The sequence below is a fragment of the Antrihabitans stalagmiti genome (assembly GCF_016482825.1).
Taxonomy (GTDB): Bacteria; Actinomycetota; Actinomycetes; order Mycobacteriales; family Mycobacteriaceae; genus Antrihabitans; species Antrihabitans stalagmiti.
This window is the reverse complement of the sequence record NZ_JAEMNV010000007.1, coordinates 307926-323886: the sequence shown is the minus strand read 5'-3', so window position 1 is coordinate 323886 and position 15961 is coordinate 307926. Positions and strand designations below refer to the sequence as shown.

Below are 15961 nucleotides of genomic sequence, written 5' to 3'. Positions count from 1 at the left end.
TCCGAGCTTCTGCCCACCGGCAGAATCTTCTAGACTCGAACGCCTGCCCATCGGCAGGTGTTCCACAACTTCGGACACCGCATCACATGGTGGTTCGAGAGGGGGTGATTGCGATGGTCGATCAGGCCAGAGCACGGCGACTCGCCAAACGAATCGCAGCTATCGTCGCAACGGCAATCGAGTACGAGATCAAGGATCCGCGATTGCGTTTCATCACCATCACCGATGCCAAAGTGACCGGTGATCTGCGTGATGCGACGGTCTACTACACGGTGATGGGCGAAGACCTCAATACGCCGCCCGACGTCGAAGCAGCGGCAATCGGACTCGAAAAGGCCAAGGGCGTCCTGCGTTCGAAGGTCGGCGCAGGTACCGGCGTGAAGTTCACGCCGACGCTGGCGTTCGTCGAGGACAAGGTGCCCGACACGGCTCGGCAGATGGAAGAACTGCTCGCCAGAGCGCGTGCTGCCGACGACGAGGTCGCTCGGGCCCGAGCAGGCGCGAAGCACGCAGGCGACGCCGACCCGTACAAGACCGATGCGGACAAGCTGGACGCCGCGTCGGAAAACGCTGCAGATGCCGACTGAGTCCGGCCAGGAGGTGTCCGAACTGTCGGACGCCGATCTGGCCCCCGCCATCGACGCCCTCACCTCGGCGTCGTCGGTGACGGTGCTGTGTCACCTGCAACCCGACGCGGACACCATCGGTAGTGGTTTGGCGCTGGCCATCGCCCTCGATCGGCGCAACGTGCCGGTTCAGGTGTCGTTCGCCGAGCCCGCGATATTGCCGGACTCGCTGCAGACGTTGCCGGGTGGCGATTTTCTCGTCGCACCGGACGAGGTTGCCGACGAGGTCGATCTGCTCGTCACGGTCGACTGCGGCAGTGTCGGGCGACTCGGTCGCCTACGTGACCGGCTCGACGGCGCGCGTCGCACAGTGGTCGTGGATCACCATCGTTCGAATACGTGCTTCGGCGAGATCAATGTCGTCGACGCGGCAGCCGAGTCGACGGCGAGTGTCATTGCGCGACTGCTTGATCTGATGGGTGCCGAGATCGACAAGGATGTCGCCCACTGCCTGTATGCCGGACTTGTCACCGACACCGGCTCGTTTCGGTGGGTCAGACCGGGTACTCACGCTCTTGCCGAACGGCTCCTCGAGACGGGGATCGACGGCGGCCGAATCGCGCGCGCTTTGCTCGACACGCACCCGTTCGGCTGGCTGCCGATGTTGTCCCGGGTACTCGGATCTGCCGAACTCGTGCAGGAATGCGCGCAAGGTCGCGGCCTGGTGTACGCGGTGGTCGAGCGATCCGACGTCGGGGACCTCCGTTCCGAAGAAGTCGAAAGTGTCATCGACATCGTCCGTACGACCTCCGATGCCGAGGTCGCCGCGGTGTTCAAAGAGATGCCCGACGGCGATGCCACCGACGGTCCGCTGTGGTCGGTGTCGTTGCGATCCAAGGACTCTGTCGACGTATCCGCTGTCGCTGCACAGCTCGGTGGCGGTGGGCATCGGTTCGCCGCCGGCTACACGACCCGAGGACCGATCGCCGAGCTGGTGTCGGCACTGACCGATGCCCTCGATTGAGCATTCCGAGGCCGTCGCAACCGGTGCGGTAAAACCACGCCGGATCGCCGAGTTGGCGTTGCCCGCGTTCGGTGTCCTCGTCGCCGAGCCCGTCTACCTGTTGTTCGATCTCGCTGTCGTCGGCAGGCTCGGAGCGCTCGCGCTCGCAGGCCTCGCTGTCGGCGGGCTGATCCTCACGCAGGTCAGCACTCAGTTGACCTTTCTCTCCTACGGCACGACCGCACGATCCGCGCGATTTCACGGCGCAGGCGATCGAAAGTCGGCGGTGAGCGAAGGCGTCTCGGCAACCTGGTTGGCCATCGGAATCGGCGTCACGATCGTCGTCGTCATGCAATTGCTCGCACGGCCGGTGACCGAACTGATCGCGGGTGGATCCGATATCGCTGGCGAAGCAGAGGCATGGCTGCGCATCGCGTTGTTCGGTGCGCCGCTGATTCTGATCAGCATGGCGGGCAACGGCTGGATGCGTGGTGTGCAGGACACGATGCGGCCCTTCCGCTATGTGGTCGTCGGGTTGGCGGTGTCTGCGGTGTTGTGTCCGTTCCTCGTGCACGGCCTGTGGATCGCTCCGCACATGGGTCTGCCAGGGTCCGCGGTGGCCAATGTGATCGGGCAGGGCATTGCGGCCGTGTTCTTCGTCTACGCGCTGATCCGCGATGGCTCGGATCTGCGTCCGCATCCGGCCGCTATGCGTGCCCAACTGGTACTCGGCCGGGATCTGATCGCGCGAAGTCTCGCGTTCCAGGCCTGCTTTCTGTCGGCAGCGGCAGTTGCGGCCCGATTCGGTGCCGCCTCTGTCGCGGCGCATCAGCTGGTACTGCAGTTGTGGAACTTCGTTGCACTTGCCTTGGATTCCCTGGCCATCGCCGCTCAGTCGCTGATCGGCGCGGCGTTGGGCGCTCGCCACGCGGATGCGGCGCGAACGCTGGCGTGGCGGATCACCCGCTGGTCGAGTGTGTTCGCCGTGGTGTTGGCTGCCGGTTTCGCGCTCACCAACTCGGTTCTGCCGGGTGTATTCACCACCGACGACGACGTGATCGCTCAGACCCAGCTTGCATGGTGGTTCTTCGTCGCGATCGTTCCGATCGGTGGTGTCGTCTTCGCCCTCGACGGAGTACTGCTCGGCGCGGGCGACGCACCCTTCCTGCGCACGGCGACGCTCGGCAGCGCGGTACTCGGGTTCTTGCCCGTGATCTGGCTGTCTCTCGCGTTCGATTGGGGGCTGGTGGGAATCTGGGCAGGGTTGACGGCGTTTATGTTGCTGCGGATGACTGCGGTCGTGCTCCGGACCGTCTCGGGTAAATGGGCGATCCCGGGATCCGACATCCAGACCCGAGCTACGGCCGGGGTGGGCGAGCTGCCTGAGACGAAGTAGGGAAAGGTAGGACGAGTGAGTCCCAAGCTGATGGCCGTGAGCGATATCCATGTCGGGCACCGTGGAAATCGCCCGGTAACCGAATCGATCGAGGCTGATTCGCCGCAGGACTGGCTGATTGTCGCTGGTGACGTATCGGAGAAGACCGACGACATTCGGTGGGCGCTCACTCTGCTCCGCAGTCGTTTCGCAAAGGTGATCTGGGTCCCTGGAAACCACGAGTTATGGACCACGGCAAAGGATCCCGTCCAGATACACGGTGCGGCGCGCTACGACTACCTGGTGAACATGTGCCGCGATATCGACGTCATCACCCCCGAGGATCCGTATCCCGTGTGGGACGGAATCGACGGCCCGGTCACGCTCGTGCCGATGTTTCTGCTCTACGACTACTCGTTCCTGCCCAAGGGTGCGAAGACGAAGGCCGAAGGTCTGGCGATCGCGCGTGAGCGCAATGTGGTGGCGACGGACGAATTTCTGCTGTCGTCGGAGCCGTATGCGACGCGTGACGCGTGGTGTCACGACCGCGTCGCCGCCACCCAGCGCCGGCTCGACGAACTGCACCCCGACATGCCGCTTGTGATGATCAACCACTTTCCGCTCGTACGCCAACCGACCGAGGTGCTGTTCTACCCCGAGTTCGCGCTGTGGTGCGGCACCGAACGGACGGCCGACTGGCACAAGCGCTACAACGTGCTGTGCTCGGTCTACGGACATCTGCACATCCCGCGGACGACGTACTACGACGACGTTCGATTCGAAGAGGTCTCCGTCGGCTACCCGAGGGAATGGCAGCGACGCGGGTTGCCCAAGAAGATTCTTCGCCAGATCCTCCCGGTGCCCGAGTACCCACCGGGCTCGCTGAACAGGTTCGGTGGGCATTTCGAGCTGACGCCCGAGATGGAGGCCGAGGCCGCGAAGATCAAAGCCAAAGCGCAGGGGGACCGTACGTGATCGAGGCGATACTGCCTGCAGGCGTGGCGGCAGCCGAATTGTTCGCCGATCCGCCCGGTCTGACGCCGCATCCGCGCGAGGAGTCCCTGATCTCGCGTGCGGTCGAGAAACGTCGGCGCGATTTCATCGGCGCTCGGCACTGCGCGCGGCAGGCGCTGGTACAGCTCGGTGAACCCGAGGTTGCGATCCTCAAAGGCGAGTCGGGCGCACCGATCTGGCCGAAAGGCATCGTCGGCAGCCTGACCCACTGCGACGGGTACCGGGGTGCCGTCCTTGCACACGCGATGGCGTTTCGGTCGATCGGCATCGATGCCGAACCGCACGGTCCGTTGCCGGACGGTGTGCTCGACGCGGTGAGTTTGCCCGCCGAGCGGGACTGGCTTGCAAGCACGTCCGGCGACCTGCACCTGGACCGTCTGCTCTTCTGCGCGAAGGAAGCGACGTACAAGGCGTGGGAGCCGCTGACGGGACGGTGGCTCGGCTTCGAGGACGCGCACATCACCTTCACCGTCGACGGTTCGGGCGGGACGTTTCACAGCGATCTGCTGATCGACGGCAAGACGACCGACGGTGGCGCGCCTTTGGCCTCCTTCGACGGTCGCTGGCTGATCGCCGACGGGCTTGTCGTGACTGCGATCGTGACGCACTAGATGAGCACTCTCGAAGGTGCAGGTCTGTTGATCGTCGACAAGGCCGCGGGTATGACCAGCCACGACGTGGTTGCACGGTGCCGAAAACTGTTGCATACGAAGAAGATCGGGCATGCAGGCACGCTCGACCCGATGGCGACTGGGGTCCTCGTGCTCGGCGTCGACCGAGCGACGAAGATGCTCGGTCTTCTCGCTCTGACGACGAAGTCCTACACCGCGACGATTCGACTCGGCGCGGCGACGACTACCGACGACGCCGAAGGTGAGGTCGTGTCGACCGCGTCGGCGTCGCACATCACCGATGCCGAGATCGCTGGACACGTCGCGGCGCTGACGGGGGAGATCGCACAGGTTCCGTCCAGTGTCAGCGCGATCAAGATCGATGGTCGCCGCGCGCATGCGCTTATTCGTGCGGGCGAAGAGGTTGTACTTCCGCCACGGCAGGTTGTCGTGTCGAAGTTCGACGTGCTCGCTCGGCGCGATGAGGCAGACGGTTTCGTCGATCTGGACGTGGAGGTCGACTGTTCGTCGGGCACCTACATCCGCGCATTGGCGCGCGACCTGGGCACTGCGCTCGGCGTCGGTGGTCATCTGACGGCATTGCGGCGAACAGTGGTGGGACCATTCACGCTCGAGCATGCGCGAACGCTCGAGGAGTTGGCCGACGAACCTGCCGTGAGCCTGGATATCGACACCGCTGCGCTGACCGCCTTCCCGCACAGGACGATCGACGCCGACGAAGCCGAATCACTCAGTCAAGGCAGATGGTTGGAGCCGATCGGGCTGAGCGGCGTCTATGCGACCGTCGACTCCGAAGGCCGTGCCATCGCGCTCGTCCAGGAGAAGGGCAAGCGCGCGGCATCCGTCATGGTCGTGCGGCCGGCGACGTTGCGCTGAATGTGGGGCCTGTCGGGTGGCGTGAGGGGCACCTTGACGCCGTTCGATGGTGGCTGGGGCACCCTCATTCCGCGAGAGGCTGATCGGGTGGAGCCAATGTCGCAGCGGTACCGCATAGGGGTACGAGTGTCACATTCGCTCCGGGTGGGTGGCGCTACTCGTGGACCAGCCAGATCGCCTGGGCTGCAATACTTCCTAGATCGATCGGTGCTGCCGAATCGGAACCGATTCGCACCGAGACAGTGCCCGCGAAGTCGCGTCGCTCGATGATGCAGACGTCGGTGTCGAGCGCGATACCGACCGAGTCGAAGTAGCGCAGCATCGCCGGATCGGAGTCCGAAATTCTGGCCACCCGGCCCGATTCGCCGTCGACGAAATCGCTCAGCTGCTTCGCTGCCGGCGTTGGCACCGCCCCGTCGACCGAGGGGATCGGATCGCCGTGCGGATCACGTTCGGGATAGCCGAGTTTGGCGTCGATACGCGACATCAGCAGGTCCGACACAGCGTGTTCGAGCACCTCGGCCTCGTCGTGCACTTCGTCCCAGCCGTAGCCGAGTTCGTTGACCAGAAACGTTTCGATCAAACGATGCCGACGAACCATCGCGATCGCCGCAGCACGACCTTCGTCGGTGAGGGTGATGGAGCCGTACTTGGCGTGATCGACCAAGCCCTGGTCGGCCAGTTTGCGAATCGCCTCGGACACCGTCGACGCCGACACGCCGATCCGCTCGGCGACGAGTTTGGTGGAGACACGCTCCGGCGACCACTCCTGAGCAGTCCAGATGACCTTGAGGTAGTCCTGCGCGACGGGGGTCAGCTGGGTCGATGGCGTCGCGTTGTCCGTGGTCGACGCAGTGCCGACCGGGGAGGCGTCGTTTCCGCTCGCCTCGTCTGCCGTTGCCTCGCGCTTACCCGCCACGGTTAGAGCTTAGGCAAACCAATGCGGAAAGACACATCGTGACGGGGTGAAAGGTTAGTGTCGCGAACATGATCGCAACGATGCGAGTCCGGGCGAGCGCACTGTTCGTAGTACTCGTCGCAGGTTTGGTGGCTGCGACGGTCCCGGCATCCGCCGAGCCGCCGACCGTCCCGCCGCTCGGGAGTAGCTTTCTGTTCGGCGTCAGCTCGTCGGGATTTCAGTCGGAAGGTTCTGCGCCGGATAGCAATTGGAGTCGCTACGCAGCCTCGGGCAAGGCAAAGGATCCGTACCTGAACTCGGTCGAGTTCCTGAACCGGGCAAGCTCCGATATCGAGCTCGCGAAGGATCTCGGTGTCGGCGTGTATCGGTTGACGGTCGAGTGGGCGAGGGTGCAACCCCGCCCGGGAGTCTGGGTGGACGGTGATTTCGCGTTCTACGACAGCGTGATTCGCCAGATCCGCGCCGCTGGCATGCGGCCGATGATCACTCTCGATCACTGGGTGTATCCGGGTTGGGAAGTCGACCGGGGTGGCTGGCGGAACCCGCAGATGGTTGCTGAGTGGTTGGCGAATATGCGCCGCGTCGTCGATCGATACAAGCAGTTCGATCCGTTGTGGGTGACCATCAACGAGCCAACCGCCTACGTCGGGCAGGAGCTTGCGACCGGCGGATTGGGGCCGCAGGACGTGCCGGCGATGTTCGACCGACTTGTGCAGGCGCACAACGGAATCTACGACTACATCCACAGTGTGATGCCTGGCGCGATGGTGACCAGCAACGTTGCGCATATTCCCGGCGGTGCCGAGCCCGTGATCGCCACGCAGTTCGTCGACCGGGTGCAGCTCGACTACGTCGGCATCGACTTCTACTACGGTGCGTCGCTCACCAATCCGCCGTCGCTCGACCCGTTGATCGGCACGCACTGGGACGCGACGATCGAGCCGGAAGGCATCTACTACGCGTTGCGGTACTACGCCCGCAAGTATCCGACGCTGCCGCTCTACATCGTCGAGAACGGAATGCCGACCGACAACGGCACAACCCGAGCGGACGACTACCACCGTGCCGATCATCTGCGCGACATCGTCTACTGGCTGCAGCGGGCGAAAGCCGACGGTATCGACGTCATCGGCTACAACTACTGGAGTCTGACCGACAACTACGAATGGGGAAGCTACGCATCACGGTTCGGCATCTATACCGTCGACGTCGAGACGGATCCGACGCTGACCCGCAAGCCGACCGACGCAGTGCCCGCATACCGGGAGATCACCCGAAACGGGGGAGTACCGGCGGACTATCGACCGACCCGGGCGCCCGGGCTGTGCTCGATCATCGCGCCGCCCGCGAGCTGTCTGGAACCGGTGCGGTAGAAACCGACTCCCGGCGCCGCAGATAGCGCGGCACGATGCCTTGGTTCGGGCTGAAGAGGTATGCGACGGTGAAGACGGCTCCCTGTGCGAGCACCACGCAGCCGCCGGACGATACGTCCAGGTGATAGCTGACGTAGATTCCGACGACGGCACAGGCGGCCGACACCGCGGGCGCGATCAGCATCATCCGGCCGAAACGGTCGGTCAGCAGATACGCCGTCGCGCCCGGTGTGATCAGCATGGCGACCACGAGAATGACTCCGACCGCCTGCAGCGTGACCACCGTCGTCAAGGCGAGCAGGCCGAGTAGAAGTGCCGACAACACCGGCGGCGACAACCCGACGGCTCGCGCGTGGGTTTGATCGAACGCGTACAGAATCAGGTCGCGACGCTTCAGTACAAGCACCGCAAGGACGAGTAGCCCAAGTCCGAGGACCTGCCAGAGATCCTCACGGGTGACGCCGAGCAGATTGCCGAACAGGATGTGGTTGAGGTCGATCTGGCTCGGATACTTGGAGACGAGGACGACGCCGAACGCGAAGAGTGTGGTGAATACGACGCCGATCGCGGCATCTTCCTTCACGCGAGACGTGTTGCGCACCACGCCGATCGACGACACCGCGACCACGGCGAACACGATCGCACCGATCGCGAACGGCAAACCGAGCAGATATGCGAGCGCAACTCCGGGCAGCACTGCGTGGGAAATGGCGTCGCCCATCAGCGACCACCCGATGAGGACCAGCCAGCAGCTGAGGACCGCACCGACGATTGCGGCGGTCACGGTGACGAGCAAGGCGCGCTGCATAAATGTGTACTGCAGCGGTTCGATCAGAACGTCGAGAAGATTCACAGGTGTTGTCCGTCCGCAGTCGTCCGGTTGTCGCGTGAGCTGCCCGCGAGCGGGTCCGCGCCGAATGCGCGTGCAAGGTTTTCGGGTCGCAGCACTTCGTCGGGCGTTCCGTGCACAAGGACGCGTTTCTGAATCAACACCGCCTCGTCGCACAACTCGGGTAGTCCGTGCAGGTCGTGTGTCGAAACCAGGACCGCGGCACCGTCGGCGGCGAGGCTGCGCAGCAACCGGGTGATCGTCGCTTCGGTGCGTTTGTCGACACCGGCGAAAGGTTCGTCGAGCAGCAGAACCGACGCCTCCTGGGCGATTGCCCGCGCGACGAACGCGCGTTTGCGTTGCCCGCCGGACAGCCGGCCGATCTGACGGTCGGCGAGATCGGTGAGCTCGACCTGTTCGAGCGCCATCGCAACCGCGTCGCGGTCGACCTGACGCGGCCGGCGCAGCCAATTCTGTTTGCCGTAGCGGCCCATCATCACCACTTCGCGCACGCTGATCGGAAACGTCCAGTCGACCGATTCGCTTTGCGGCACATAGCTGACGAGGGCGCGACGACGGGCGATCGCGGGTGCCACGCCACGGATGACGACGTCGCCGCTCGACGGCTTCACGACGCCCATCACGGCTTTGAACATGCTCGACTTGCCCGAGCCGTTCATGCCGACCAGCCCGCAGACGCGGCCCGAGTCGAGCGTCAGCGATGCGCTGTCGAGGGCGAGCACCTCGCGATAGCGAACGGTGAGATCGGTGATGCGCAACGCCGGCTCGGCGCTTCGTGCTGCGGTGTCTTGCGTTGTCGTCATGGCCGAGTGAGTCCTTGGGCGATCGTGTGGGTGTCGAATCGAAGGAGATCGAGGTAGGTGGGGACGGGTCCGTCGGCTCCGGACAGCGAATCGACGTAGAGCTTGCCCGCTATCGGTGCGCCTGTGTCTTCGGAGACGGCGGTCTGGGCTTTGTCGGAGACGGTCGATTCGCAGAAGATCGCGGGAACCTTGTTGTCCCGGACGAACTCGATCGTCGCGACGACCTGCTTCGGTGTGCCTTCGTGTTCGGCGTTGACGGGCCAGAGATACGCCTCGCGAAGGCCGACATCGCGTGCGAGATAGGAGAACGCACCCTCGCAGGTGACGAGAGCGCGCTGGTTCTCCGGTACCGGCGCCAGTTCGCGGACGAGGTCTTCGCGGACCGACCGCAGTTGCGCCTTGTAGGCCTCGGCGTTGGCCCGATAGTCGGCCGCATTGGCAGGGTCGAGATCGGCAAATGCCGTCACGATGTTGTCTACGTAGCGTTGCGCGTTGGTCGGCGACATCCACGCGTGTGGGTTGGCTTTGCCCGAGTACGCGCCGTTGGTGATGGTGATCGGCTCGACGCCGTCGCTGAGTACGGCATGCGGAACCTCGAGATCTGCCACGAACTGACCGAACCACGATTCGAGTCCGAGCCCGTTGTCGAGAATCAACGACGCGCTCGCCGCATTCTTCAGGTCGCCAGGGGTGGGTTCGTAGCCGTGAATCTCTGCGCCTGCCTTGATGATCGACTCGACCCGCAGATGCTCGCCTGCAACGTTGCGCGCGATGTCGGCGAGCACGGTGAAGGTCGTCAGCACCAGCGGACGCGGATCGTTGCTCGATGCTGCGGTAGAGGTCGACGTCGTGCAGCCGGTGCCTACGGCGAGGACGACGGCACCGGCGGCCAGGGCACGGACGAGGGCAAATGCCTTGATTTCAACCCCTCCAAGATAAAAGTTCGGGTTACCGAATTCTGAGTGTAGACGAGTCGAGCCGTCCCGCGAACTCCCCGGTTGGGCAGGTCCGGGGATGACCCGCCCAGAGGCTTTGACCTAGGCTTCGTAGTTGTGCAGAGATGGCGAGGTCTCGACGACGTTCCGGCCGATTGGGGTCGCTGCGTTCTCACGATCGGTGTCTTCGATGGCGTGCACCGCGGCCACAGAGAACTGATTGCCCGTGCGGTCGAATCCGCGCAGCGCCGCGGCATCCCGAGCGCGTTGATGACATTCGACCCACATCCGATGGAAGTTGTTCGCCCAGGCAGTCATCCGGCCCAATTGACGACACTCACCCGACGTGCAGAACTGGCCGAAGAACTCGGCATCGATGTCTTCTGCGTCATGCCGTTCACCCACGAGTTCATGAAGCTCACGCCGGCTCGGTATGCACACGAAGTCCTTGTCGAACGGATCCACGTCGCGGAGGTCGTGGTGGGCGAGAACTTCACCTACGGCAAGAAGGCCGCGGGCACGATCGAGACCCTCGAAGAAGCCGGCCAGCGGTTCGGCTTCGCGGTCGACGCGGTGAAACTGCTCGGCGAGCACGCTGTCACGTTCTCTTCGACCTATATCCGCGCCTGCGTCGACGCCGGCGATGTCGCGTCGGCCGCCGAAGCATTGGGTCGACCGCATCGTGTCGAAGGTGTCGTCGTGCACGGTGACGGTCGCGGGCGGGCGCTCGGCTATCCGACCGCCAACATCGCGCCGCCGATGTACGCCGCCATCCCAGCCGACGGCGTGTACGCGGCGTGGTTCACGGTGCTCGGTCCCGGTCCGACGATCGGTACGGTAACGGCTGGTCAGCGCGCCAAGGCCGCGGTTTCCGTCGGCACCAACCCCACCTTCTCCGGCCGCACCCGAACCGTCGAGGCTTTCGTTCTCGACGGCGAGGCCGACCTGTACGGCCAGCACGTTGCCGTCGACTTCGTCGAACACCTGCGGGGGATGGAGAAGTTCGACTCCATCGACGACCTGATCGGCGAAATGGGTCGCGACGTCGAACGTGCGCGAGAAGTACTCCGCTGAGCTGGTAATATTCTCGGCTGGTGTGCGCTGCGGTCCGCGGTGGCTACACCTGTGTGTGCAAAACCCTGCACCAACCAGCGCGCGGACGTAAACACCAGGAGTAGACGCGTGGCATTGACCACCGAGCAGAAAAAGGCCGTCCTTTCCGAGTACGGAATTCACGAGACGGACACCGGTTCGCCGGAGGCCCAGGTTGCGATGCTCACCAAGCGCATCGTCGATCTGACCGAACACCTCAAGAAGCACAAGCACGATCACCACTCCCGCCGCGGCCTGTTGCTGCTGGTCGGACGTCGTCGTCGCCTGCTGAAGTACGTCCAGAAAGTGGACATTGCGCGTTACCGTTCGCTGATCGAGCGGCTCGGACTTCGCCGCTGATCGAGCTGAGCGGCACGGACGACAAATTTGCGATCTGACACAGAAGCCAACGGGGCAACGCCTAGACTTGCCCCGTTGGCTACTCGTGTTTGTCGAGTAGTTTGTCAACCCAGTTGGACAAATCGAGTCGGTCAGCGACACGTGGGTGGGGGCCATCCACACGCAACACCTGAACACCTGAACACCTGAACGACGGACTCGAGTCCGTAGCTAGAGAAGATGTGGACACGAGTCCACAGCAATGCCGTATGTACCTGCCAGTCGTGGCGTCGGTCTTCGGTAGTGGCTTTTCGGTAGTGGCCGTTCCATCGGGAACGAACCGGCCGGCGAGCTTCGATCGATGACCGCCACCGCGCAGCCGCGTCCAAGGGGACACGAGCCAGGTGCGCGCACCGCAGCCAGGAGGGCTGCGACGCGTCCGCGTGGGTACGGCGAAGACGAGAGGTAAGAGAAACACATATGACAAATGCAGAATCCCCAACAACGAGCGGCGCCGTAGAGGTCGACGAAGGCGTGTTCGAATCGACCGCTGTCATCGACAACGGTAGTTACGGAACCCGCACGGTCCGCTTCGAAACCGGACGCCTCGCCCAGCAGGCCGCAGGCGCCGTCGTCGCGTACCTGGACGAAGAGACCATGCTGCTGTCGGCGACCACCGCAAGCAAGCACCCCAAAGAGCACTTCGACTTCTTCCCGCTGACGGTCGACGTCGAAGAGCGTATGTACGCCGCAGGCCGGATCCCCGGATCGTTCTTCCGTCGTGAAGGACGTCCGTCCACCGACGCGATCCTCACGTGCCGTCTGATCGACAGGCCGCTGCGCCCGTCGTTCGTCGACGGACTGCGTAACGAGATCCAGGTCGTCGTCACCGTCCTGAGCCTCGACCCGAACGATCTGTACGACGTCGTCGCGATCAACGCGGCATCGGCGTCGACGCAGATCGCCGGCCTGCCGTTCTCCGGCCCGGTCGGTGGCGTTCGCGTCGCGCTCATCTCCTCCGAGGAGAACAAGGCCGGCCAGTGGGTCGCGTTCCCGAAGGTCGATCAGCTCGAAAATGCCGTCTTCGACATGGTCGTTGCCGGTCGGGTCGTCGAATCGGGCGATGTCGCGATCATGATGGTCGAGGCGGAGGCAACCGTCGACGTCATCGCGAAGATTGCGGACGGCGCGCAGGCGCCGACCGAAGCGATCGTCGCCGAGGGCATCGAAGCCGCCAAGCCGTTCATCGCTCGCCTGGTCAAGGCACAGCAGGACCTCGCCGAGAAGGCCTCCAAGCCGACCGGTGACTACCCGGTGTTCCCCGCATACCAGGACGACGTCTACGCCGCCGTCGAGGCAGCAGCCTCCTCGGCACTGTCCGACGCCCTGACCATCGCGGGCAAGAAGGAGCGCGACGACAAGACCGACGAGGTCAAGGTCGAGGTGCTCGCATCGGTTGCCCCGAACTTCGAGGGTCGCGAGAAGGAAATCGGCGCAGCATTCCGCTCGCTGACGAAAAAGCTTGTGCGCCAGCGCATCCTGCGCGATCAGTTCCGCATCGACGGCCGTGGCATCACCGACATCCGGTCGCTGTCGGCCGAGGTCGCGATCATCCCGCGCGCACACGGTTCGGCACTGTTCGAGCGTGGCGAGACCCAGATCATGGGCGTCACCACCCTCGACATGGTCAAGATGGCGCAGCAGGTCGACTCGCTCGGACCCGAGACGAGCAAGCGCTACATGCACCACTACAACTTCCCGCCGTACTCGACCGGTGAGACCGGCCGTGTCGGCTCGCCGAAGCGTCGCGAAATCGGCCACGGTGCCCTCGCAGAGCGCGCCCTGATGCCGGTGCTGCCGAGCCAGGACGAGTTCCCGTACGCGATCCGTCAGGTCTCGGAAGCGTTGAGCTCCAACGGTTCCACCTCGATGGGTTCGGTCTGCGCATCGACCCTGTCGTTGCTCAATGCCGGTGTGCCGCTGCGTGCCCCGGTCGCAGGCATCGCCATGGGCTTGGTCTCGGACCAGGTCGACGGCGAAACCCGCTACGTCGCCCTCACCGACATCCTCGGTGCGGAAGACGCTTTCGGCGACATGGACTTCAAGGTCGCGGGTACCAAGAACTTCGTCACGGCACTGCAGCTGGACACGAAGCTCGACGGCATCCCGTCGCAGGTGCTTGCCGGTGCGCTGTCGCAGGCACACGATGCGCGTACGACGATCCTCGAGGTTATGGCCGAGGCCATCGACACCCCGGACGAGATGAGCCCGTTCGCGCCTCGCGTGACGGCCATCAAGGTCCCCGTCGACAAGATCGGTGAGGTCATCGGGCCCAAGGGCAAGATGATCAACTCGATCACCGAGCAGACCGGTGCCAACATCTCCATCGAAGACGACGGCACCGTGTTCGTCGGCGCCACCGATGGACCGTCTGCCCAGGCCGCGATCGACATGATCAACGCCATCGCCAACCCGCAGCTCCCGAAGGTCGGCGAGCGCTTCCTCGGCACGGTCGTCAAGACCACCGCCTTCGGCGCGTTCGTTTCCCTGCTCCCGGGTCGCGACGGTTTGGTGCACATCTCGAAGCTCGGTAACGGCAAGCGGATCGCCAAGGTCGAAGACGTCGTCAACGTGGGCTCCAAGCTCCGCGTCGAGATCGCCGACATCGACAATCGCGGCAAGATCTCGCTGATCCCGGTTCCCGAAGAAGAAACAGCAGAGACTGCGACCCCCGCCGACGCTCCCGTCGCCGACGCGCCAGTCGCAGACGCTCCCGCAGAGACCGTCGAGGCGGCCTCGGCTGAGTAAGAAAACTCGATCGACGGCCCCCTTGCGCAGTTCCGCTGCGCTTGGGGGCCTTTCGGTCACGACGGAGCACGCCGAAGCAGGCGTGCGGCGCACGGTGCTGCCCGGTGGGCTGCGCGTGGTCACCGAACATGTTCCCGGCGTCAGGTCGGCGTCGGTCGGTGTGTGGGTCGGCGTCGGCTCTCGCGACGAAGGCCAGACCGTCGCCGGTGCGGCGCATTTCCTCGAACATCTGCTGTTCAAGTCGACGCCGACGCGGTCTGCGTTGGACATCGCGCAGGTCATGGATTCGGTCGGTGGCGAGCTGAACGCGTTCACCTCGAAAGAGCAGACGTGTTTCTACGCTCACGTCATCGACGACGACCTCCCGCTCGCCGTCGATCTGGTATCCGACGTGGTGCTGCGCGGCCAATGTCGTAGTGCCGACGTGGATGTGGAACGGCAGGTCGTTCTCGAAGAAATTTCGATGCGCGACGACGACCCCGAGGATTTGCTCGGCGACGCGTTTCTGAGCGCTCTGTTCGGTGATCATCCGATCGGACGACCGGTCATCGGCACAGTCGAGTCGATCGAAGAGATGCGACGAGCACAGCTGCACTCGTTCCATACGCGTCGCTACACGCCGGACCGGATGGTCGTCGCGGTTGCAGGCAACATCGAGCACGAGCACACGGTCGAGCTGGTGCATCGCGCTTTTTCGGGCCACTTGAATCCGGCGGTCGAATCGGCTCCGCGACGAGAAGGCACGATCCGGCTCAAGACCCCACCGAGCCTGAGCCTCACCACTCGTGACAGCGAACAGGTGCACATCGCACTGGGTGTGCGGGCGTTCGGACGGCACGAGGGCAAGCATCGCTGGCCGCTGTCGGTATTGAACACCGCGGTCGGTGGCGGGTTGAGTTCTCGTCTGTTCCAACAGATTCGCGAAGAGCGCGGACTTGCCTACTCGGTCTACTCGAGTGTCGACACGTTCGCCGATACCGGCGCTTTCTCCGTGTACGCGGGGTGCCAGCCGGAGAATCTGGTCGAGGTGACCACCCTCGCACGCGAGGTGCTCGCCGAAGTAGCGGCCAACGGCATCACCGATTCCGAATGTGCGCGGGCGAAAGGCTCGTTGCGCGGCGGACTTGTTCTCGGACTGGAGGATTCGGGGTCACGGATGAACCGAATCGGTCGGAGCGAACTGAGCTACGGCAACCATCGCAGCATCTCCGAGACACTGGCACGCATCGATGCGGTCACCACAGAGCAGGTCGCCGACGTCGCAGCCGAGTTGTTGAACCGGCCGTTCGCCGCGGCGGTGGTCGGTCCGTACAAACGTAAACGTGATCTGCCTTCGGCAGTGCGGGGCATCGTCAAGTAGGTCCGCTTCGTGCTGT

15 protein-coding genes are annotated in these 15961 nt (G+C 64.2%); 11 read left to right on the top strand and 4 right to left on the bottom strand.

Annotated features, from left to right (window positions below; all coding sequences use genetic code 11):
- Nucleotides 1-113 precede the first annotated feature (113 nt).
- Genes rbfA through truB form a run of 6 tightly spaced genes read left to right on the top strand, consistent with a single transcriptional unit; the run spans nt 114 to nt 5466 of the window.
- Nucleotides 114-587 (top strand): 30S ribosome-binding factor RbfA, encoded by a 474-nt coding sequence (gene rbfA / locus JGU71_RS21750; RefSeq protein WP_199706551.1) that lies wholly within the window; start codon nt 114-116, stop codon nt 585-587.
- Nucleotides 577-1590, top strand: a complete 1014-nt coding sequence (locus JGU71_RS21745; protein WP_199706443.1) for a DHH family phosphoesterase — start codon at nt 577-579, stop codon at nt 1588-1590. The genes rbfA and JGU71_RS21745 overlap by 11 nt, the downstream gene beginning before the upstream one ends.
- Entirely contained in the window at nt 1577-2965 is a 1389-nt protein-coding gene (locus JGU71_RS21740; protein ID WP_199706441.1) for an MATE family efflux transporter, read from the top strand. The genes JGU71_RS21745 and JGU71_RS21740 overlap by 14 nt, the downstream gene beginning before the upstream one ends.
- A gap of 15 nt (nt 2966-2980) precedes the next feature.
- Nucleotides 2981-3919: a metallophosphoesterase family protein gene (locus JGU71_RS21735; protein ID WP_199706439.1), complete on the top strand. Its 939-nt coding sequence runs from the start codon at nt 2981-2983 to the stop codon at nt 3917-3919.
- Entirely contained in the window at nt 3916-4569 is a 654-nt protein-coding gene (npt, locus tag JGU71_RS21730; RefSeq protein WP_199706437.1) for a 4'-phosphopantetheinyl transferase Npt, read from the top strand. The genes JGU71_RS21735 and npt overlap by 4 nt, the downstream gene beginning before the upstream one ends.
- Entirely contained in the window at nt 4570-5466 is an 897-nt protein-coding gene (truB, locus tag JGU71_RS21725; protein WP_199706435.1) for a tRNA pseudouridine(55) synthase TruB, read from the top strand.
- Nucleotides 5467-5620: 154 nt separating this feature from the next.
- Here the strand turns inward: truB and JGU71_RS21720 are convergent, their stop codons facing one another.
- Complete coding sequence (locus JGU71_RS21720; RefSeq protein WP_199706549.1) at nt 5621-6283, bottom strand: metal-dependent transcriptional regulator; 663 nt, start codon at nt 6281-6283, stop codon at nt 5621-5623.
- Nucleotides 6284-6453: 170 nt separating this feature from the next.
- Here JGU71_RS21720 and JGU71_RS21715 point away from each other — a divergent pair, with 170 nt between their 5' ends.
- On the top strand, nt 6454-7758 hold the full coding sequence (locus JGU71_RS21715; RefSeq protein ID WP_199706433.1) for a family 1 glycosylhydrolase: 1305 nt from the start codon (nt 6454-6456) through the stop codon (nt 7756-7758).
- Here JGU71_RS21715 and JGU71_RS21710 read toward each other — a convergent pair.
- Genes JGU71_RS21710 through JGU71_RS21700 form a run of 3 tightly spaced genes read right to left on the bottom strand, consistent with a single transcriptional unit; the run spans nt 7718 to nt 10331 of the window.
- On the bottom strand, nt 7718-8611 hold the full coding sequence (locus JGU71_RS21710; RefSeq protein ID WP_199706431.1) for a metal ABC transporter permease: 894 nt from the start codon (nt 8609-8611) through the stop codon (nt 7718-7720). The genes JGU71_RS21715 and JGU71_RS21710 overlap by 41 nt on opposite strands.
- Nucleotides 8608-9411 carry a metal ABC transporter ATP-binding protein gene (locus JGU71_RS21705; protein WP_199706429.1) on the bottom strand — a complete coding sequence of 268 codons (804 nt, stop codon included), beginning with the start codon at nt 9409-9411 and terminating at the stop codon, nt 8608-8610. Before JGU71_RS21705 ends, JGU71_RS21710 begins: the two co-directional genes overlap by 4 nt.
- Nucleotides 9408-10331 (bottom strand): metal ABC transporter substrate-binding protein, encoded by a 924-nt coding sequence (locus tag JGU71_RS21700; RefSeq protein ID WP_199706547.1) that lies wholly within the window; start codon nt 10329-10331, stop codon nt 9408-9410. The genes JGU71_RS21705 and JGU71_RS21700 overlap by 4 nt, the downstream gene beginning before the upstream one ends.
- A 132-nt stretch (nt 10332-10463) precedes the next feature.
- On the opposite strand from JGU71_RS21700, the gene JGU71_RS21695 reads away from it, so the two are divergent.
- The 4 genes from JGU71_RS21695 to JGU71_RS21680 all read left to right on the top strand — a co-directional run bounded on the left by JGU71_RS21695 (nt 10464) and on the right by JGU71_RS21680 (nt 15945).
- Nucleotides 10464-11420, top strand: coding sequence for a bifunctional riboflavin kinase/FAD synthetase (locus tag JGU71_RS21695; protein ID WP_199706427.1), 957 nt, complete (start codon nt 10464-10466; stop codon nt 11418-11420).
- A gap of 108 nt (nt 11421-11528) precedes the next feature.
- Nucleotides 11529-11798 (top strand): 30S ribosomal protein S15, encoded by a 270-nt coding sequence (gene rpsO / locus JGU71_RS21690; protein WP_199706425.1) that lies wholly within the window; start codon nt 11529-11531, stop codon nt 11796-11798.
- 459 nt (nt 11799-12257) lie between these two features.
- Nucleotides 12258-14585 (top strand): polyribonucleotide nucleotidyltransferase, encoded by a 2328-nt coding sequence (locus JGU71_RS21685; protein ID WP_199706423.1) that lies wholly within the window; start codon nt 12258-12260, stop codon nt 14583-14585.
- A 22-nt stretch (nt 14586-14607) separates the two neighbouring features.
- Nucleotides 14608-15945: a M16 family metallopeptidase gene (locus tag JGU71_RS21680; protein ID WP_233529859.1), complete on the top strand. Its 1338-nt coding sequence runs from the start codon at nt 14608-14610 to the stop codon at nt 15943-15945.
- Nucleotides 15946-15961 lie beyond the last annotated feature (16 nt).